23 protein-coding genes are annotated in these 19,270 nt (G+C 43.1%); 13 read left to right on the top strand and 10 right to left on the bottom strand.

Features of this window, described 5'->3' with window-relative positions; genetic code table 11:
- Window positions 1–38 precede the first annotated feature (38 nt).
- From ACMXYR_RS11100 to ACMXYR_RS11080, 5 genes are all read left to right on the top strand, one after another.
- Complete coding sequence (locus ACMXYR_RS11100; protein ID WP_415901620.1) at window positions 39–482, top strand: MarR family winged helix-turn-helix transcriptional regulator; 444 nt, start codon at window positions 39–41, stop codon at window positions 480–482.
- Window positions 483–521: 39 nt separating this feature from the next.
- Window positions 522–1,151 (top strand): glutathione S-transferase family protein, encoded by a 630-nt coding sequence (locus ACMXYR_RS11095; RefSeq protein ID WP_415901619.1) that lies wholly within the window; start codon window positions 522–524, stop codon window positions 1,149–1,151.
- Window positions 1,152–1,206: 55 nt separating this feature from the next.
- Window positions 1,207–1,524, top strand: a complete 318-nt coding sequence (locus ACMXYR_RS11090) for a hypothetical protein (protein ID WP_415901618.1) — start codon at window positions 1,207–1,209, stop codon at window positions 1,522–1,524.
- Window positions 1,525–1,838: 314 nt separating this feature from the next.
- Window positions 1,839–2,042, top strand: a complete 204-nt coding sequence (locus ACMXYR_RS11085) for a cold-shock protein (RefSeq protein WP_415883947.1) — start codon at window positions 1,839–1,841, stop codon at window positions 2,040–2,042.
- 276 nt (window positions 2,043–2,318) lie between these two features.
- On the top strand, window positions 2,319–2,666 hold the full coding sequence (locus ACMXYR_RS11080; RefSeq protein ID WP_415901617.1) for a hypothetical protein: 348 nt from the start codon (window positions 2,319–2,321) through the stop codon (window positions 2,664–2,666).
- Between the two features lie 66 nt (window positions 2,667–2,732).
- On the opposite strand, the gene ACMXYR_RS11075 is transcribed toward ACMXYR_RS11080, so the two are convergent.
- Entirely contained in the window at window positions 2,733–3,053 is a 321-nt protein-coding gene (locus ACMXYR_RS11075) for a DUF3301 domain-containing protein (RefSeq protein WP_415901616.1), read from the bottom strand.
- 103 nt (window positions 3,054–3,156) lie between these two features.
- On the opposite strand from ACMXYR_RS11075, the gene ACMXYR_RS11070 reads away from it, so the two are divergent.
- Both ACMXYR_RS11070 and htpG read left to right on the top strand, forming a co-directional pair.
- Window positions 3,157–3,870 (top strand): DUF599 domain-containing protein, encoded by a 714-nt coding sequence (locus ACMXYR_RS11070; protein ID WP_415901615.1) that lies wholly within the window; start codon window positions 3,157–3,159, stop codon window positions 3,868–3,870.
- Window positions 3,871–4,034: 164 nt separating this feature from the next.
- Window positions 4,035–5,960, top strand: coding sequence for a molecular chaperone HtpG (gene htpG, locus ACMXYR_RS11065; protein ID WP_415901614.1), 1,926 nt, complete (start codon window positions 4,035–4,037; stop codon window positions 5,958–5,960).
- Between the two features lie 86 nt (window positions 5,961–6,046).
- Here the strand turns inward: htpG and ACMXYR_RS11060 are convergent, their stop codons facing one another.
- From ACMXYR_RS11060 to ACMXYR_RS11030, 7 genes are all read right to left on the bottom strand, one after another.
- On the bottom strand, window positions 6,047–6,523 hold the full coding sequence (locus tag ACMXYR_RS11060; RefSeq protein WP_415901613.1) for a DUF4405 domain-containing protein: 477 nt from the start codon (window positions 6,521–6,523) through the stop codon (window positions 6,047–6,049).
- A gap of 3 nt (window positions 6,524–6,526) precedes the next feature.
- Window positions 6,527–6,913, bottom strand: coding sequence for a c-type cytochrome (locus ACMXYR_RS11055; protein ID WP_415901612.1), 387 nt, complete (start codon window positions 6,911–6,913; stop codon window positions 6,527–6,529).
- Window positions 6,914–7,086: 173 nt separating this feature from the next.
- A complete protein-coding gene (locus tag ACMXYR_RS11050; RefSeq protein WP_415901611.1) occupies window positions 7,087–8,364 on the bottom strand; it encodes a sensor histidine kinase in 1,278 nt (425 codons plus the stop codon).
- Window positions 8,361–9,017, bottom strand: a complete 657-nt coding sequence (locus tag ACMXYR_RS11045) for a response regulator (protein ID WP_415901610.1) — start codon at window positions 9,015–9,017, stop codon at window positions 8,361–8,363. Before ACMXYR_RS11045 ends, ACMXYR_RS11050 begins: the two co-directional genes overlap by 4 nt.
- Window positions 9,018–9,187: 170 nt before the next feature.
- Window positions 9,188–9,634 carry a DUF2852 domain-containing protein gene (locus tag ACMXYR_RS11040; protein ID WP_415901609.1) on the bottom strand — a complete coding sequence of 149 codons (447 nt, stop codon included), beginning with the start codon at window positions 9,632–9,634 and terminating at the stop codon, window positions 9,188–9,190.
- A 141-nt stretch (window positions 9,635–9,775) separates the two neighbouring features.
- Window positions 9,776–10,672 carry a LysR family transcriptional regulator gene (locus tag ACMXYR_RS11035; RefSeq protein ID WP_415901608.1) on the bottom strand — a complete coding sequence of 299 codons (897 nt, stop codon included), beginning with the start codon at window positions 10,670–10,672 and terminating at the stop codon, window positions 9,776–9,778.
- Between the two features lie 72 nt (window positions 10,673–10,744).
- Window positions 10,745–11,089: a hypothetical protein gene (locus ACMXYR_RS11030; RefSeq protein ID WP_415901607.1), complete on the bottom strand. Its 345-nt coding sequence runs from the start codon at window positions 11,087–11,089 to the stop codon at window positions 10,745–10,747.
- A gap of 443 nt (window positions 11,090–11,532) precedes the next feature.
- Here ACMXYR_RS11030 and ACMXYR_RS11025 point away from each other — a divergent pair, with 443 nt between their 5' ends.
- From ACMXYR_RS11025 to ACMXYR_RS11000, 6 genes are all read left to right on the top strand, one after another.
- The gene (locus ACMXYR_RS11025) at window positions 11,533–11,829 is read left to right on the top strand and encodes a c-type cytochrome (protein ID WP_415885265.1); all 297 of its coding nucleotides are present in this window, start codon (window positions 11,533–11,535) and stop codon (window positions 11,827–11,829) included.
- Window positions 11,830–12,074: 245 nt separating this feature from the next.
- Window positions 12,075–12,434 carry a TraR/DksA family transcriptional regulator gene (locus ACMXYR_RS11020; RefSeq protein ID WP_415901606.1) on the top strand — a complete coding sequence of 120 codons (360 nt, stop codon included), beginning with the start codon at window positions 12,075–12,077 and terminating at the stop codon, window positions 12,432–12,434.
- Between the two features lie 48 nt (window positions 12,435–12,482).
- Entirely contained in the window at window positions 12,483–13,808 is a 1,326-nt protein-coding gene (locus tag ACMXYR_RS11015) for an ATP-binding protein (RefSeq protein ID WP_415901605.1), read from the top strand.
- Window positions 13,801–14,796 carry a HupU protein gene (locus ACMXYR_RS11010; protein ID WP_415901604.1) on the top strand — a complete coding sequence of 332 codons (996 nt, stop codon included), beginning with the start codon at window positions 13,801–13,803 and terminating at the stop codon, window positions 14,794–14,796. Before ACMXYR_RS11015 ends, ACMXYR_RS11010 begins: the two co-directional genes overlap by 8 nt.
- A gap of 2 nt (window positions 14,797–14,798) precedes the next feature.
- Window positions 14,799–16,250 carry a nickel-dependent hydrogenase large subunit gene (locus ACMXYR_RS11005; protein WP_415901603.1) on the top strand — a complete coding sequence of 484 codons (1,452 nt, stop codon included), beginning with the start codon at window positions 14,799–14,801 and terminating at the stop codon, window positions 16,248–16,250.
- Window positions 16,251–16,317: 67 nt separating this feature from the next.
- Complete coding sequence (locus ACMXYR_RS11000; protein ID WP_415901602.1) at window positions 16,318–17,184, top strand: patatin-like phospholipase family protein; 867 nt, start codon at window positions 16,318–16,320, stop codon at window positions 17,182–17,184.
- Here ACMXYR_RS11000 and ACMXYR_RS10995 read toward each other — a convergent pair.
- Window positions 17,165–17,527, bottom strand: a complete 363-nt coding sequence (locus ACMXYR_RS10995; RefSeq protein ID WP_415901601.1) for a DOPA 4,5-dioxygenase family protein — start codon at window positions 17,525–17,527, stop codon at window positions 17,165–17,167. The two genes, ACMXYR_RS11000 and ACMXYR_RS10995, sit on opposite strands and share 20 nt — an antisense overlap.
- Before the next feature lie 63 nt (window positions 17,528–17,590).
- The gene (locus ACMXYR_RS10990) at window positions 17,591–19,225 is read right to left on the bottom strand and encodes a methyl-accepting chemotaxis protein (protein ID WP_415901600.1); all 1,635 of its coding nucleotides are present in this window, start codon (window positions 19,223–19,225) and stop codon (window positions 17,591–17,593) included.
- Window positions 19,226–19,270 lie beyond the last annotated feature (45 nt).

The raw sequence follows: 19,270 nt of genomic DNA, 5'->3' as shown, positions 1-19,270 counted from the left end.
AGGTTGTTTATCATGCATATGCATGTATAATTGATCTTATGGATACTAAAGACAACATACAGCAGCTAGAACAGCTACCATGTATTAACTTCAGTTTGAGGAAGGCTGTAAGGGTTCTAAACCGAATCTATGATCAGTATTTAGCTGGGGCTGGTTTAACAGGTGGGCAATTCAGTATCTTATATGTTGTTCATGAACTAGATGTAGCTACAAATAAAAAGCTACAGAGTATTTTGGTTTTGGATCAGACAACCTTAACGAGAAATTTAAAACCATTGATTAGAGAAGGTTACCTCTCATCTATACCTAGTGTGACGGATAGACGTCAGAAAAATCTTAGTCTAACACCAGAGGGAAAGGCTAAGTTCCTAGAGGCAAGAGAGCAATGGTTTAAAGCGCAACAGAAAATCTATAAGGAATTAGGGCCAGAGTTAAGTCAGCAGCTTATTTCTTTGAGTGATACTGTTGTGAAATTGGACTAATTTTTACATACAGGTACATGTATATGCATGGTGATAATTATGGAGCTTTTTACTTATCCATTAACTTGTAACGCAATCAAGATCAGCTTGATTTTGGCCGAATTACAGATTGAACCTGAGTTAACACTGATCACTTTGAATAAAGGTGAGCAAAAGAGGGCGGAGTTTTTGAGTTTAAACCCGAATGGCACGATTCCCGTCTTAAAGGATAAGGATATGGTGCTGTGGGAATCTAACGCAATTTTGTTTTATTTGGCTAAGGCTTATAACTCGTCATTGTCTGCACGAAATTTCCAACAGGAGGTTGAAGTGATGCGCTGGCTGAATTGGCAAGCGTCTGAATGGAGCGCTGTTAGTAGCGGTTTTGCACATCATCGAGTGATGCGGCCTTTTTGGGGCTTAGTGTCAGATGAAGAGAGGTTAGCTGCACTGGATGGTTCTTTTAAAAGATATGCAGAAATTTTAGATCAGCAATTGTCTTGGCAGGATTTTCTGATTTCAGATGATATTAGTATCGCTGACATTTCTGTTGCCTCTACATTGATGTTCTGGCGAGAGGCTGAGATCCCTATCCAGAAATACAGCAATCTACATGAGTGGCTGCAGCGTTTAGAAAATCAGTCTTGGTGGCTGGATACAAAAGAAAATTTAAATAACTTTTTAATATAAAAACATGTATATGCATTTATATTAATTAAATCAAACCCAAAGAAAAAGGTGTGTTATGAAAACGTTAAATAAAAGTGTGTTATTGGCTGTACTTCTAATTCCTGCAACACAGAGTTTTGCCGATCAACAAGAGGAGATGATTAACTATCTACAAAGCCCAATTGCTCGCACTGCTGATGTCCAACATCAGACCAATGTAGAAGGAAGTTCAGTAGCTGATCAATCAAAAGTTATGATTGCTGATTTGAATACTCCGTATTTGAAAAGCGATGTAGCTAAATCTGATAAATCTACAGTTGAGAGAAAACAGACAGGAGTGGGGAAGGATGCACAATTCGTAATGATCCAGAACTTGTTAACCACCCGTCTTTAAGAAATAGTACGGCAACTCTAATTTTACCCCTCTAAGCTAGTCAAAGAGGGGTAAAAACGTCTCAAATATTACGATTCATTCATCTCTGTATAATAAGATTGAAATGATTGAATTTAAGGGAAAAAATTCGTTGACCTTTACATAGTAAGCTCTATAGAATGAAGATCGCTTGAAAGTAAGCCGTATATTTATGTACACCATTTCGAAGTTCTATGAGTACCTCGTCCTGTTTTTCATAAGTAATCACAGCACTTCCAGCACAATCCGCCTGTAAAAAGGCAAAAATTACTCTGAAAGATTATAGGACTATAGATATGTCTACTACTGGTACAGTTAAATGGTTTAACGAAGAAAAAGGTTTTGGTTTCATCGAGCAGGAAAACGGCCCAGACGTTTTCGCTCACTTCTCTGCGATCCAAGGCGACGGCTTCAAAACTTTGACTGAAGGTCAGAAAGTTGAGTTCACTGTAACTCAAGGCCAGAAAGGTCCACAAGCTGAGAACATCGTTAAGGTTTAATCCTTAACTGATATTCAGTTTGAAAAGAAGCAAGGCTAAGGCCTTGCTTTTTTTATGCCTGAAATTTATGCATATTGAATTCCTCGTCAGTTAAACGGTCTAACTACGACTATAGTAAAAGATGCTCAGGGAGCGGAAGTCGACCTTCCCGATCACCGAGAGGTGGCTTCCAAGAGCTTGCCATAATAGAGTGAGGATCTCTTTGTTGTCATGGAAAAGGAGAAGGATCGAAAGTAGACTTTAACAGGCGTAGGTCGTACGCCGGAGTATTTGATTATGAAACTTATACTCGGAACCGCTTTGGTTGTATCGTTAATTGTCCCCAATGTTGCTTCTGCTCATACGCAGCATGATGCAATGATCCACAATTTGTTAAATCCACAAGCACGTACTCTTATGTGGGCTTATTCTCTGCCAGAGAGGGAGATGAATGAGACTGCTCAAAGCGATATCTTTATTAGTGATTTGCTTAACCAATCTAGAACATACGCACCTGATGCAATGACAGATATGGATTCCATTAATAGACAGTTTGAAAGGGAGCCTACAGCAGCAGGCGGTATGATGTCAGATCACCCAGCATCAACAATGATGATTAAACGTTTAAATAACCCGTCTTATTAAAGTAGGGTATTAACAAAAAGCCCTGAGTCATCTCTTCTCGAGGGCTTTTTGTTATGTGGAACCCATTTATTGCATACGATGGGGATCAAGCTGGAAATCAGTGATCGCCTTTCCCAGAATAATGACCCTACCGCTATAACGCTCATCACCTGTAGATGAAAACTCGAAATTATATGAGCGCCAGATCCTGATCTGCCCCTTAGTATCGCGTTTGAGCCAAAAGCCTCTCAAGTTAATATTGTCATCAAGAAGCTGTAACTCAAGTTCCTTACACTGCCTGCGGGTATATCTGAGTGCGACCTCTTTAATCTTTTGAGATTGCCACCAGTGATACATCGCAAAGATGATTAAGGTTATCCAGAAGAGGGCTTCAATATCTATATACATCGATTTCTTGTTTCCAAGGATTTATGGGTTCCTTTGATTGTGACTTGTTTTACAATGAGTTGTTTCAGATTGCACGATTAATTTTCTACTCAGGATCGAATAGATGTCATCTATCTCCCAGTTTGTAATGGATAACTGGCTTAATCTTCTGGCACTCGTATGGTTTTTGATCTGTTTCAAAGGCTATATGTATTACGCGCGCAAACGCAGTTATGAAACACCCTGTCTTGCTAGTGTTTTACATATGTATCGAAAAGAATGGATGACACGTATGCTCACCCGAGATGTGCGAATCGCCGATACAACAGCGATTGCCAATCTAGAGCGTAGCGTATCTTTCTTTGCATCCACTACCATGCTGATCCTTGCTGGTTTGATGACTATATTGGGCTCTACCCAACAGGCGATTGATGTTGTGGCGGATATTCCATTTACCTTTCATGCAACCCGTGCGGAATGGGAATTGAAGATCCTTCTTTTGATCACGTTGTTTGTTTACGCTTTCTTTAAATTTACGTGGAGTCTACGCCAGTACGGATTTGTCTCTATTATGATTGGTGGTGCCCCGGGGCCTGAAGAGCACATCTCTCAGCAGCAGGCGGATGCGCACTCCAATCGTATCGCCAAAATGACATCCATGGCCGCAAACAGTTTTAACCTTGGTCTGCGTACCTACTATTTCTGTATGGCAATCTTAGGCTGGTTTATCAATCCATGGATCTTTATGGGCCTGACGGCCGGCGTTGTGTTCGTTCTTTATCGACGTGAATTTAAATCGTCTACCCTAAAAACATTGATGATGAGTGCAGGAGAATAAAAGTTAAAAACCTCTCCCTTTACGCTTGAAAAGGTTTAGCACGTCCCAATATTCCTGTTATTGGCGGAGAGCTTGCTCAGGTTTAGCAAGTTCTCCACTACAGCTTTGTTGCATTAGCGCAGTGCTGTAGTTTTAGAAATAACAGACATATTGGATAAGTGTTGATGACTACTGAAACGCGTACAGAAACTCACGGTTTCCAGACTGAAGTGAAGCAACTGCTTCATTTGATGATTCACTCCTTGTATTCAAATAAAGATATTTTTCTGCGTGAGCTAATCTCTAACGCATCTGACGCTGCAGAAAAATTGCGTTTCGAAGCGCTTTCAAATGGCGCGCTTTATGAAAACGATGGTGATCTTAAGATCAACATCAGCTTTGATAAAGAAGCTAAAACCCTAACTATCGCGGACAATGGTATTGGTATGAGCCGCGATGATGTGATCGAACACCTAGGTACGATTGCTAAATCGGGTACTGCACAATTCCTATCTCAGTTAACCGGCGATCAGAACAAAGATAGCCAGTTGATTGGTCAGTTCGGTGTTGGTTTCTACTCCTCTTTCATCGTTGCAGACAAAGTAGAAGTTTTCACTCGTAAAGCAGGTTTGCCAGCAGAGCAGGGTGTTCACTGGGTATCTGAAGGTGAAGGCGAATTCACGATTGGTGAAGTTGAAATAGCGGGCCGTGGCACCAGCATTGTGCTTCATCTAAAAGAGGGTGAAGAAAGCTTTGCAGATGGTTTTGCACTTCGTGGTTTGGTACGTAAGTACTCTGACCATATCTCTATTCCAGTGATCATGCAGAAAGAGGCGATGCCTAATTTCGGTGAAGAGGGTGAAGAGAAAGAAGCCGCTGCTGAAGAGCCAGAAGATGAAACAGTAAACAGTGCAACAGCACTGTGGACACGTAACAAATCAGAGATCTCTGAAGAAGAGTATCAAGAGTTCTACAAGCACATCTCTCACGACTTTGGCAATCCATTAACTTGGGCGCACAACCGCGTTGAAGGTAACATGGAATACACTAGCCTATTGTTCGTACCAGAGCGTGCGCCATATGATCTGTGGAACCGTGAAGCGCCAAAAGGCCTTAAGCTATACGTGCAACGTGTATTTATCATGGATCAGGCGGATGAGTTCTTACCTCTATACCTGCGATTCATGAAAGGTGTGGTCGACACTAAAGATCTATCCCTAAACGTATCTCGTGAGATTCTTCAGAAAGATGCCAATGTGGATAAGCTACGCAGTGCACTAACTAAACGTGTACTGGATATGCTAATCAAACTGGGTAAGAACAATGAAGAAAAATACGCAGCGTTCTGGAAAGAGTTTGGTCAGGTTCTAAAAGAGGGACCAGCGGAAGACTACGGTAACCGTGAGAAGATCCTTAAGCTGATGCGCTTCTCTTCTACGCATGCTGACAGCGAAGAGCAGAATGTATCTCTGGATCAGTATATCGAGCGTATGCAGGAAGGTCAGGACAAGATCTACTACGTTGTTGCTGATAACTACAATACGGCGAAAAACAGCCCACACTTGGAGATCTTCCGTAAGAAAGGTATCGAAGTACTGCTGATGACTGATCGTATCGATGACTGGATGATGAGCCAGCTTCAAAACTACGATGAGAAAGCTTTCCAAGATGTCACTAAAGGTCAGCTAGATCTAGAAGAGACAGCAACAGAAGAAGAGAAGAAAGAGCAGGAAGAAGCAGCTAAAGAACTAGAAGGTCTTGTTGATCGCTTGAAAACAAGCCTAGGTGAAAAGGTTGATGATGTTCGCATCACGAACCGTCTAACTGATTCTCCAGCATGTCTTGTTCTGGGTGAGCAGGATATGGGTCTTCAGATGCGCCAGATTATGGAAGCAGCAGGTCAGGCAGTGCCAGACACTAAGCCAACATTTGAGGTAAACCCTGAGCATCCGCTGATTGAAAAACTAGATAAAGAAGCAGACGAAGATCGCTTTGGTGATCTGGCTTCTGTTCTATTCGATCAAGCAGGTCTGGCCGCTGGTGCACAGCTAGATGATCCTGCAAGCTATGTTGCGCGTTTGAACAAACTACTACTTGAGCTAAGTGCTTAATCAAGTAGTTAGATTTCATAAAAAAAAGCGGCTCTATATGAGCCGCTTTTTTGTGGGTGCTATTCTGTCCTGAGTTAGATTTCCGATTATGGACTGATCAAAAGCTCAAGTATGTCATGGACATCCATATCGTGAAGTTGGGCAATCTCGTACAGTGATTTCTCGGGATCTAACTTAGTTATCCCGATAGTTTTTAGTCTGACTAAAAACTCTTCATGGCTTATATCGATTATAGGAAGAAGAGTAGAGCTCTCTAAATTGGTTAGAAGCTGGAAGGATGCTTCTGCTGCATACAGATCATTAAAAGAAACAGCATAGAGTGATATCCCACTTAAAACTGAAACTAGGATAATGAGCAGAGGCGTACTGGCAAAATACTTTATAAAAGGCCGCTTGTTGGCATAAATATGTAGTGAACAAGCGACTACGAATAAAAGGCTCATCCATTCATGAGTGGCGCGAATGCCGCCTGAGGAAAGCTCGAAAAATATAAGGACGCCAGTGATTGATGCAATAAAGAATGAGCCGATTGTCAAAGGCGTGTGGATTTGTCTGGAATGCATAACCTAAAACTCGGCTTCATTGATGTGGACAATGTAACCAAAAATATCGTTTATTTGTTCTACTGTCAGGGCCCCTCTAAATGCCGGCATAACCCCATCTTGGCTTATATCTCCATCCAAAACTGAATTAATTAATTCAGCTTTAAAACTGAATGGGTCAGTCAATTCCTGATAGATATTATCGGGTTTGATGGCGATTGCTTTCGACATGATCCCATCCCCGAGGCCCTTTTCACCATGGCACGCAGCGCAATTCATATTGAAGGCTAATTCGCCTTTAGAGATGTTCGGTGGGCCGTATAGAGAATCGCTGAAATCTTTCATGTAATAGAATTCAGCAAAAGCTAGGCCTGTAAGGCCTATTAGCATTAACAGCTCTTTTTTTGTCATGAGTTTCAACGCCCTGAAAGAAATAGTTCTATGTTTAGATGACGCCATATACTGGCAATGAGACTATGGTAAATAATGAAACTTAGGAGAGACTTAGGGCGTTAAATATAAGCGAAATAGCTTATCTTCTTTTGCAGCTGGGCAGGATTAGGCGGCTAAGTTGCCTAAGCTGCCTAAGCTAAAGGCTGCTGATAACGGAATCGCATACCGCCTTGATCAAGGTTTTTCAGAATTAAGCTTCCTCTGTTTTTTCGCGAAATTTCTTCGCAGATTGCCAGACCTAGGCCGTTGCTTTTATTAGCATGGGACCGACCGCGATGGAACGGCTCAAAGACATGTTTCATGGTTTCGGAATCAATACCTGGACCATTATCATCAACAATAAATACAAGCTGGTTGTCTTCTTCATACAGAGAAACATTGATTGTCTTTCCTTCAGGAGAATACTCAATGGCATTGCTTATGGCGTTTTGAAAAATATGCCATAAGTGGTTATCCCTATTTGTAATCTGTATAGCTTCTATTTTTTCTACCCCAAGATCCTGTGCTTTTCGATCTGCTATGGGGTGCAGGCTGATAACGACATCTTGCAGTAATTCATTCGCTGAAATGATCTCTTCTCGAATTGGGGTATCAGCTTGTAATCGGGCTAAGTTCAACAATTGCTCGACCAGAGACTGTAAGCGGTTTAATCCAGAACGTAAGTTAGAGGCATCGGCTTGTTTATTATTTTGTAAATTTTCAGCTTGAATGCTTAACCCAGTGACAGGTGTTCTCAACTCGTGCGCAGCATCAGCAATAAAACGCTGTTGGCGTTTAATCCCTTGTTCAACTCTCCCCATTAATCGGTTAATAGCATGAATAAAGGGTGTTATTTCTTCAGGCACATGATCGGTGTGTAATCGGGTCAGACCATCACTATCCCGTTGGTTTACCTCTGCTGCTAACTGATTAATTGGCCGTAACAGTCTTTTTATGATGATTTGAAGCCCAACTAACAAAGATAGGGATAACAGTAGCATGGGGATAGCAGAGGCGAGGGCGCTGCTTAAAGCCAGCTTTTCACGGATATCCGTCTCTTGAGCAATCGCGTACAACTGATCTTGATGTTGCACGACTAAAATGCGCCAAGTAGCCTCATTAATATCTACATAGCCAAGGCCCGTTTCTAGATCGGTTGGAAATTGTAATGGCTGGGTAACTGCTAAGGATTGGACGACGATAGACTCATCATCTAAATCATATCTTAGTGATTTTGTGTTAATTGAATTACCCGCTTGTAGCCAAGTGGCGACTTGCTCCAATAGGTCATCTTGGAGCTCTTTTGCTTGGATATATGCGGCAGTAAAAGATATTAAAGAGCCGACGACGCAAAAGGTGGCGACTAAAATCAGTAACCATTTTCTAAGGTCACGTTGTAAGGATGTGTGTTTTAAGGCTGAATGTTTCAAGGTTGCACCATCCAACCAAGTCCTCGAATATTCTTAATGCTGTCTTTGCCCAATTTTTTACGTAGACCATGAATGATGAACTCAATCGCGTTGCTAGCGATATCATCATCCAAACCATAAACTTTTGATTCCAATTGTTCGCGGTTAAACGTTTGTCCTGCTCGCATCATTAAGGTTTCTAGCAAAGCGAATTCTCGAGCAGACAGTTGGTATGTTTCGCTTTCAACGATGACGGTAGCGTTCTTCACATCTAACTTCATACTTGAGGTTTCAAGTACTGGAACACCAGCTCCTTGGTTTCGGCGGCTAATCGCGCGCAAACGTGCTTGCAATTCTGCTATTGAGAAGGGCTTGATGAGATAATCGTCTGCACCTAGGTCCAGTCCATTAATTCTATCGTCGACCCCATCTCGGGCAGTAATGATAATAACTGGGATACCTAAACCCGCTTGACGAATTTGGCGCAAAATTTCGAAACCATCTAGATCAGGTAACCCTAGGTCAAGTAGCAAGGCGTCATAGTCTCCAGATTTCAGTAAGTCCAAAGCGCCCGCACCTTGTTGAATCCATTCAATATTTTGATTGGACTCTGACATGGCTTGGGAAACACCGTGCCCAATAAGCGGATCATCTTCAATCAGCAGCAGTTTCATCTGTCAACCATTCCGTCTCTTTAATCTAGAGCTCATGCTTCTTTACTTATTTTAGAAAGCATTGATCTCAGGATAACTGGATATCTCTTAAACCAACAAACTTATTGGTTATTAAAGCTTAATTACCTCAAAACCACCGCGCATTAGGCGGTGGTGTTATTTAGATCTAGCTATGCATCTTTATCTGCTTTACGCAGACTGGACATAAAAGCATCAAATTCTTGTTGATCTTCATGACGCTTTGCATCTGCTTTAAACGTTCGGAAAGCATCTTCGCGTCTATTTATCTTTTCTTTCATTCTTCTAATGCTTTCATATTGGGTTTGTTGGAATTCATTGAATACACCGTTGTTAGTGTCTTTGTTTTCAATCGTCGAGCGAAAGCGTAAAAGTTGCTGCCATTTCTTTCGTGTCCAACTTGGCAATTCCTGAATAGGGTTACCTAAAACTGTCCATAGCAAAATTGCTAGCCCTAAGATGGGAAAGACAATAAACCCAAGAACCATTGCAGTTATGTTTGCCCAACTCCAGTGACCTTTGCCTTCATCTAGCTGTATATTGGCCTCGACATGCGGTTTAGAAGCACCCTCTGCAGCGGAATAATTTGTCGATGACATGACATTTTCCTCTCTATGTTCAATTAGAATTTTTATGCTTGGGGCCAAGCTCTGAACATAGAGTAATAAATGAAACTTAGATAAAACTTAGCAGAAGTGAGTTAGCTAATTTGTGATCACTATTGTGAGTTATCGGGAATTTTAGATTTGTAGAGACGTATCTCGTTTACATATGGCGTTGATCGTTGGGTTACTTGAGCTGCTTCTGCGCGTAATTCCGTAGAGGTCATCAGTTACCTCAGTAATTTCAGCAATACACTCAACGCCATATTGGCGGCAGACTTCTTCAGCTATGACCGTTGGTGCAGCAAAGACCCCATGTCCTTTAGATCCGAAGACTTTAATTAACGCACTATCATCAATTTGAGCTTTTACATAAGGCCTTATTTGATGTTCCTCAAACCACTGTATCAGTTGGGCAAACCAAGGGGCATTAATTGCATTGGATAAGAAGGTTTCTTTATCCATGCTGATGGGGAAATTCTCGCGTAGCTCGGCTGCTTTTTGGGGCTCTGCAAACAATGATACGGTCGATGAATCGAGTTTATAGATGAACAGATTGGAATCTGAATTGTATTCAGGGAGTTCGTCAGTCAGCAATAGATCGATTTTCTTCTGGCTTAACAGTGTTAGCAGTTGAGAGGGGATTCCGGTTGTACTATTCAGCGTCACTTCTTGATCAATCTCAAAAACAGGTTCGATCAGGTGATAGGCGATGAGTTTATGGATTGATGATGAGATGCCAACATTTAAGTTAATCGGGCGATTTTGTGGTTTCTCCTCCAGAAAACGATCTAATTCCTCTGCAATGTTAAACATTTGATCGGCGTATCGAGCGACTTGCTTTCCTAAAGGAGTAATCAGCAAGTTCCGGCCTTTTCGCGTGAACAGAAGACCGCCAATGGACTCTTCGAGAGAAGAAATCTGGCTGCTGATCGTTTGCGGCGTTAAATCTGCAATCTCACTGGCTTTGGCAATCGAACCTTCCTTGGCGACCAGCCAAAAGAAATAAAGATGACGAAGGTTATACTTACTCATAAATCGGTTTCACCCTTGGTAGTGAACTCAGAGATGATAAGTAAGTATAACCCTCATCAAAAGGGGAAGTGCTTAAGAGGCAATTGAATGTTGGACTGTGTTTAGCACAGTCGGTGTCTGTCTGGATTCAATTGCTTTTTCTTCTTCTACCATGAATAGGTGATAAGCCTCTGGACCAAAAGAATCCAGAGCGGTTAAAAGATAAGAGAACTGATCATTTACCGGCTCGCCTGTTCTTTTTACTTTGAAATTAAAACGTTGTGACGGAATGGAGCTGAGCAGTGGTTCTTCGACCCATAAGCAAAGTGATTGATCCGAAATTACATACTCAAATCGAACGGGTTTAAAGCCTTCTTTTAGGGTCAGAGTTTGGGTTTTGTCAGAGAGTTCTAATGGGTATTTCAAAATGGCTTTCATGACTACACTCCAATGTTCTGATTTAGTTTGGAGTATATTTGCTTAGAATAAATCTGTTTTGAACAGTTTTTATAGGTGCTTTACTTCGGAATATTCGATGAAATCGGGCGAAATTTAGTTTTAATATATTGTTTTTTGGATGCAGGGTGTATGTCTATACCCATTAAACGTGAAGTTGTTTAGGGTGCTTGAGCGTTAGCTCTCTGCCTAAAAAGGGACTACTTCTTTGACATTAATATGTAGTGCTAAGCGTTAGTCGGAAATAGCTCACTTTATCCCTGTACTGGCTCTGCGCTACCATAAAATGTTTTAGCGCCAAAATTCACCTACAGGATGATAGTAATAAAAAATTGAACAGACCTTTTAGTCTTTATGCGCTGGATCAAGGATTTTTTAACGAATTTACTGTTGAATGAAAATTAAAAATTCAGTGAGGTGGATTTATGGGTAAGTTAGTTCAGGGTATCGCTTGTGGCTTGTTGGTAGCTGTTTCTTTCGGCGCTCAGGCTGATGGTCAAGCTGTTTACGATAAGCATTGCAAAGGTTGTCATGTGGCAGGTGTTGGTAACGCGCCAAAACCAGGTGATAAGGCAGAGTGGGATAAGCGCAGTGCAGCCGGTATCGATGCAATGGTTCAGACCGTTATTCAGGGTAAAGGTGCTATGCCAAAAGGTGGTACTTGCACTGACTGTGATGAAGCGGCTCTAAAAGAAGCGGTTGAAGTGCTTCTAGCTCAATAATCTAACATTGAGCCTTTTCTATCGAAATATGGCAGAGTCTACTGCTGTATTTCGGTAGTGTTTACAAAATTTCTCCTTTCCTCTCTATTTTCAAACCTATCCCTTTCCGTGGTAATTCAGTCTTTTTAATATGAATTATTTATGCCACGCTGTACTGATCTTAAAATATAAGTATTACCCGTATTATTGCTAAAACTTTAAACTGTACATTAGGTTGATTGAAGCTGGATTCGTATGAGGCATATATGGCTGATTTTATTGATGAAACTCAAGTAGATACATTACTTAAACAGCTCCATCAGTTACGAGATGAGCTGGGAGAGGAAGCATCTGCGTTAAAGCATGCTGCGGAACCTGTGAATCTCGATCAGCAAGCTTTTGGCCGTGTATCCAGAGGTGATGCTTTGCAACAGCAAAGTATGGCGAAGGCAAACCTATGTCAGTGCCAGGAGCGTATCCAGTTGATCGAAGACGCTTTACACAAAATAGATAATGAAGAATATGGATTTTGTGAAGGTTGCGGGGAATTGATTTCATTTGCGAGATTAAGTGCGCGACCTGAATCCCTATATTGCCTTAAGTGCCAGCAGGAACAGGAATCCTAATGGTATAGTTTGTTTCAAGGTAAGTGAGTTGTGAGTTCAAGAACCGCTATGTCAGATAAGAATAATATGCCACAGCTGGATCCGGGTATTGATGACGCTTGGGTTAGTGTCATCCGAAAAATGGATGAGGCGTATGCTGATCTTGTGCATTCTCAAGTCGAAGTAGAAGAGAAGAATGCTGAACTGCAAGAAAATAAGCAGTTTCTGGATAGTGTTCAGAGTTCTATGAGTGATGTGTTGATTGTGTGTGACCATTTAGGACAGATACAACAAGTTAACCGCGCTTTAGAGATGTTAACAGGCAAGTTAGGTGAAGAGCTGGTTGGCAATCACTTTACTGATCTAGTTGATCCCCGTTTTTTACAAAAAGTTAACGGCCTGATTAATCAGGTACGTGTTCAGTCCGTGCGTGATTGTGAGATCGAACTGCAGGGGATCGATGGTTCTGTACCGCTTTCAATGAACTGCTCGCCACGTAAAAATCATCGTGGCCGTCTTGTCGGTATGGTGTTAATCGGGCGGCCATTAGGCGAACTACAAAAAGCTTATATCGAGCTCAATAGCGCCCATGCCGAGCTCAAGTTGGCGCAAGAGCGTTTGGTGCAATCAGAAAAAATGGCCTCTCTAGGTCGCTTGGTAGCCGGTGTAGCCCATGAGCTGAATAACCCGATCAGTTTTGTTTATGGCAACATGCATGCTTTGCAGCGCTATACCGATCGATTAAGTCAGTACTTCGATGCGATCAACGAGGGGCAGTCTCGTGACAAACTCAAAGAGATGCGTGAAGAGCTACGTTTAGATAAGTTAATCCGCGATCTTAACTCGCTGGTGGCTGGCACTATGGAGGGAGCGGACCGAGTTAAAGAGATCGTGAATGATCTTAAACAGTTCTCTTCAACCCAAGAATCAGAGAAAACTGTGTTCGATCTAACTCATGTGATCAGAACGGCGCTGCACTGGATTATTAAAGAGAGTAAACAGCCGGTAGAGGTTGTTGATCTTATCCCTTCAGACCTAAAAGCGGTTGGGCATTCTGGCCAAATCCACCAAGTGGTTGTGAACCTCGTGCAAAACGCTGTTGATGCCATGCAAGGTTGTGAGCAGCAACGTTTAACCCTAGAAGCAGAATCATTTAACGACAGAGTCGAATTTAAGGTCAGTGATACTGGACCGGGTGTTTGTGAGGTGGATCTATCTCGCCTATTTGATCCATTCTTTACCACTAAGCCTGTCGGTCAGGGCACTGGCTTAGGTTTGTCGATCAGTTATGGCATTGTTTCTGAGCACGGTGGAGAACTTCGTATATTAAACCGTGATGAGGGTGGAGCGATGGCTATCTTAGTGTTACCGAGAGAGGAGGTTGGAAGTGTTTAATCTTCTCTGGCTTCAGTCAGCAGGCTGTGGTGGCTGTTCGATGTCTCTGTTGAACGCTGAATCCCCTGATCTAATCTCAACCTTGAAAGCTGCCAATATAAATCTGTTATGGCACCCTTCACTCAGTGAAGAGACGGGCTCAGAAGTGACGGAACTTTTAGACAAGATCCTCGCAGATGAACTCAAGCTAGATGCGTTATGTATCGAAGGAGCTGTCCCCAGAGGCCCTGAAGGCACAGGTCGATACCACATCTTGGGTGGTACCAATACGCCGATGATGACATGGGTCCAGAAGTTAGCGCAGAAAGCTAAATATACCATCGCGATTGGTTCATGTGCGGCCTATGGCGGCATATCTGCAGCTGGCGAGAATCTTACAGATGCGGCTGGTTTACAGTTTGAAGGAGAAGTGCCCGGCGGTATCTTAGGGGCTGAATATCGCTCTGCCTCTGGTTTCAATACGGTCAATATATCAGGCTGCCCTGTGCATCCTAACTGGGTAACAGAAACCTTGATTAGCTTGGCGTTAGGAGAGCACTCTGAAGAGGCTTTAGATCAATTTGGCCGCCCTCGAATGTATGCAGATCATTTGGTACATCATGGTTGCAGTCGTAATGAATTCTATGAGTACAAAGCCAGTGCTGAAACCCCCGGTGACCTAGGCTGCATGATGGAAAATATGGGGTGCCTTGGTACTCAAGCGCATGCTGATTGTAATACCCGCCCTTGGAATGGTGAGGGCTCATGCACCAAAGGTGGTTATGCTTGCATTAATTGCACAGCGCCCGAGTTTGAAGAGCCTATGCATAGTTTTATGCAGACTCCGAAAGTTGCCGGTATTCCAGTCGGGTTGCCTACAGATATGCCAAAGGCTTGGTTTGTCGCTTTGGCCTCTCTTTCGAAAGCCGCGACGCCTGAGCGTCTGCGTAAGAATGCGACCTCGGAAACACTTATATACCCACCCACAGTCCATAAGAGAAAAAGTTAGATATGAGCCGAATTGTTGTGGGGCCTTTCAATCGTGTGGAAGGTGATCTGGAAGTTAGCTTAGATATTGCTGATGGTCAGGTCAGTGGGGCGCGGGTGAACTCTCCTATGTTTAGAGGGTTTGAACGGATTATGTATGGGCAAGACCCCATGGATGCGCTGGTGTATACCCCACGTATCTGCGGCATCTGCTCTGTCAGTCAATCAGTCGCTTGTGCCAGAGCACTAGCAGATATGATGCAGCTCGAGATGCCCGAGAATGGCGAGCTAGCGACCAACCTCGTGTTAGCTAACGAAAATATGACGGACCTGCTGACGCACTTTTACCTGTTCTTTATGCCTGATTTTAGTCGTGAAGTTTATGCTGGTAAGGGTTGGTTTGAGGCTGTGAGTAAGCGCTATAAAGCTAAAACAGGCACAGCAACACGCGCGATGCTGCCAGCTCGTGCTGAGTTTCTACATCTGATGGGCTTGATGGCGGGTAAGTGGCCACATACCTTAAGCCTTCAGCCAGGTGGGACAACAAAGCCAATCGAATCTCAAGAAAGGATTAGGCTCTTAACTATTTTGTCTGCGTTTAGAGGCTTTCTTGAAGAGCAGCTCTTTGGTGCTGATTTAGAAGAGATCGGTGAGTTAGATTCTCTATCAGCGATGGAGCAATGGTCTTCAAAAGAGCATTGGAGTCAGAGCGATTTCCGCACGTTCTTACATTTAAGTGCTGATTTAGAACTGAAAAATTTAGGCCGAAGTACTAACCAGTTTTTAAGTTATGGAAATTACCCGCTACAGGGCGAGCTGATGTTTAAACCGGGGGTAAATTTTCATGGAGAGACTGGCGTATTAGCGACAGGCTCTATCACTGAAGACCTTGCATACTCTTGGATGGAATCTGAGCCCGAACCATTAGCGCCTCAAGAGGGTAAAACTAACCCGTCGCTTGCTAATGAAGACGCTTACACTTGGTGTAAAGCACCAAGATTTAATCGCCAAGTCATGGAAGTTGGCGCACTTTCCCGGCAGCTTATTAATGGTCATCCTCTTATCATCGACCTTGTAAACCGTTCTGGTGGGAATGTTGAAAACCGTATTATTGCCAGATTGCTGGAGCTTGCACTAGTGATCCCTCAAATGCAGAGATGGGCAACGCAACTTAATCCGCAGGCTGATTTCTGCCACCATGGGCAAATGCCCAAAGAGGGGGCAGGTGTCGGCATGATCGAGGCGGCAAGGGGAAGCTTGGGTCACTGGATCAATGTTGAAAAAGGCAAGATAAGTAATTATCAAATCATTGCGCCTACAACATGGAATTTCTCACCGAGAGATGGGCAATCTGTTCCGGGGGCTTTAGAGCAGGCCTTAGTTGGGGCACCTGTTCAGGAAGGAGAAAAAGAACCGGTGTCGGTTCAGCATATAGTCCGCTCTTTCGACCCTTGCATGGTCTGTACGGTTCATTAGCGATCTTAAATTGTTGTGACTTAGCGTAGTCGCCAGGGGATATGAAAAGGTAAGGAATGCTTAATTTATGAAAGATCAGTCTATTTCGTTAGTACTGGGTAGCGGCGGAGCTAGAGGGCTCGCCCATATAGGGATTATTAATGAGTTGGAACGATCAGGATATAAGATTGAATCAATCTCTGGTTGTTCTATTGGTGCTTTGATTGGTGGGGTATACGCTGCCGGTAAATTATTGGAATTTGAGGCTTGGGTTAGGGCGATTGATAAGACTGATATCTTAAGTTTACTTGATCTGACTTGGCGATCTGATGGCCTTGTAAAGGGCGATAAGATCATGGATACCTTGGTTCAGTTAGTGGGTAATTGGAAAATTGAAGATCTTCCCATTCGATTTACCGCGATAGCTGCTGATATCGATGATGAAAAAGAGGTTTGGATGAGTTCTGGGTCTCTTTTTGATGCGATAAGGGCGTCTATTTCATTACCGATGTTTTTCTCTCCTGTACCGTATCGTGATTCTTTCCTTGTGGATGGTGGGATTCTAAATCCGGTTCCTATCGCGCCTTGTTTTAATGATCAAACCGATCAGATCTTTGCCGTAAATCTAGGCGGTGCAGTCGAGCATGGTCTCTTTATTGAGGAGAGGCATGAAGAGGAGACGGATCTTAGTTTCAAAGAACGTGTTCATAGCTTTGTTGAAAAGCTATATAAGTCAGATGAAGAAGGACGTTCATTGAGTATGTACGATGTTGCTCATCAAGCTTTCGATACTATGCAGGGAACTATTGCTCGACAGAAATTAGCGGCTTATCCACCTGATGGCGTAATTGAGATACCTCGAAATGCCTGCGGTATCTTGGAATTCCATAAAGCTGAACCACTTATTGAGCTTGGAAGACAGCGTGCGCGCGCTTTTATTGCGACGCTGGATTAGATTGTTTTTGGCGTTTAATGAAGATAGACAGGTCTATTTCGTAAGATTTTCCTAACCACATGACGTAATCACGGTGGTCTTTAAGGTCATCCGCAGTCACTGGGTGAATAAGGACATCTAGATTGCCTCTATGGTAATTCAGCCATTGGACTACTTCTGCAAACTGGTTTCCACTAAAACTCAGTTGGCAACTCCCTATTGGGTGAGGTCCTACTGGTTTTTTGTGAAGCCTACCCACTTTAACGTCTAATGCTTCGCTTACTTTGAGAACAAGTGTTTCGGCATCAGCGTATCTATTTTCATCGAAGTAAATATGGGCATGATAGGCGTTAAATAGTTGCATAGTTTTCCCTGAATATAAAAAAGCGCCCATATTTTAGGGCGCTTTATTTAGTTCAGTCAGCCATTAAATTTTGAACTGACTGACTTTGCCATTTAGATCTACAGATAGGCGAGATAGTTGTTCGCTGGCTGCTGAAATCTGTGATGCACCGTCTGCTGATTCTTGCGAAGCATCATTGATTGCAACAAGGGATCGGTTGATCTCTTCGGCTACGCTGGTTTGCTCTTCACTGGCAGAGGCGATATGAGTATTCATATCGGTAATCATACCTACAGCCTCAGAGATGCCTTGTAGGGCATCACCGGCTTCAGAAGCTTTACTGCCGGCTTGTTCAGCTTCGCGTTGACTCTGTTCCATTGCCGAAACAGCGGTACGTGTACCGGATTGTAGGCGTTCAATGGCGTTTTCAATTTCAGTAGTGGATTGCTGAGTACGTTGGGCTAGTGTCCGAACTTCATCGGCCACTACGGCGAAGCCTCGACCTTGATCACCAGCGCGTGCTGCCTCAATCGCGGCGTTAAGTGCTAGCAAGTTGGTTTGTTCAGCGATGTCGTTGATCACACCAATGATAGAGCCGATGCTTTCACTATCATTTTCAACAGCAGTGATGCGTTCAGAAACCTGAGAAACGTTGCCTACTAGGGAATTTGTAGAGGAAACTGCAGCAGATACGATCTCATTGCCCTGTGATGCTTGCTCAAGCATCATTTTAGCTTGGCTATCCGCATGCTCGGCATTGGTTGCTACGTCTTGAGAGGTGGATACCATCTCATTCATAGCGCTCGCCACCTGTTCAATTTCAAGGCGCTGGTTATTAATGCTTTGGTTGGCTTGAGAACTAATCGAAGACATCTGTTCTGCAGCAGAGGCTAGCTGATGAGTTGCGTTACCAATATCACCAATCAGTTTACGCTGGTGGCCTAACATTTTATTAAAGTTAGTGCTGATCTCTGTGAGCTCATCATTACCTTGTACAGGTACATCGGCGGTTAGATCTGATTGGCTAGCTACTTTATCCATCGAATGGCTTAGCGCATCTAGCGGATTACGGATAGAGTGGTATACCAATTTGCTTAGAATGCTCAGTAGGACTACAACAGCTACGCCTAAAGCGACCATGACTATGATTGCTGTATCGTAAGCATCGCTGATGGTTTCACGCTCTTCAGAAGCTACACGAAGCTGAAGGCTAATTAGTTCTGCAATTTTTTCACTGATTGGATCGATGGTGTCATACAGCGGGCCATCGAAATCCTGTAATTGGCCTGCAATGTAACCGCTACTCATCGTACCCATGGCTTTTTCAAGGCGATCTAATGATTGGTTCGCAGCTACAAATAAGGTTTCTGCTTCTTTAGCTAGCTGTGCTTCTTCAGTTGTAAGTGTTGTGGCCATATATTTTTGCCACTTTTCAGAAATCTCAGCGCGTGCGTCTTTAACGCCTTTCAGAGCTTCTTCACCGGTCATAATACCAGCATTAGCTTTATTAACGGCATCGATAACAAAAACCGCATAATCATCTGCGATGAGTTTAAGATCTTCAAGAGGTACCACACGGTCTTCATAGATACGCGCAACCCCATCGTCTGACTGTTTCAGTTCATATAGAGAGGTGGCGATGATGATGGCTACGCCAATAACCGGGAGGATGGAAGTAAGAACGAGCTTAGTACGAATGCTCAAACCGCTTAATAACATTATGTGTCCCCACACCTTTCGGAGAGAAAATTAATAATGCCATGA

Origin of the sequence: Neptuniibacter sp. QD29_5 (genome assembly GCF_047778125.1) — a bacterium.
In the GTDB taxonomy this organism is placed as follows: Bacteria; Pseudomonadota; Gammaproteobacteria; order Pseudomonadales; family Balneatricaceae; genus Neptuniibacter.
This window is presented reverse-complemented; position numbering and strand designations above follow the sequence as displayed.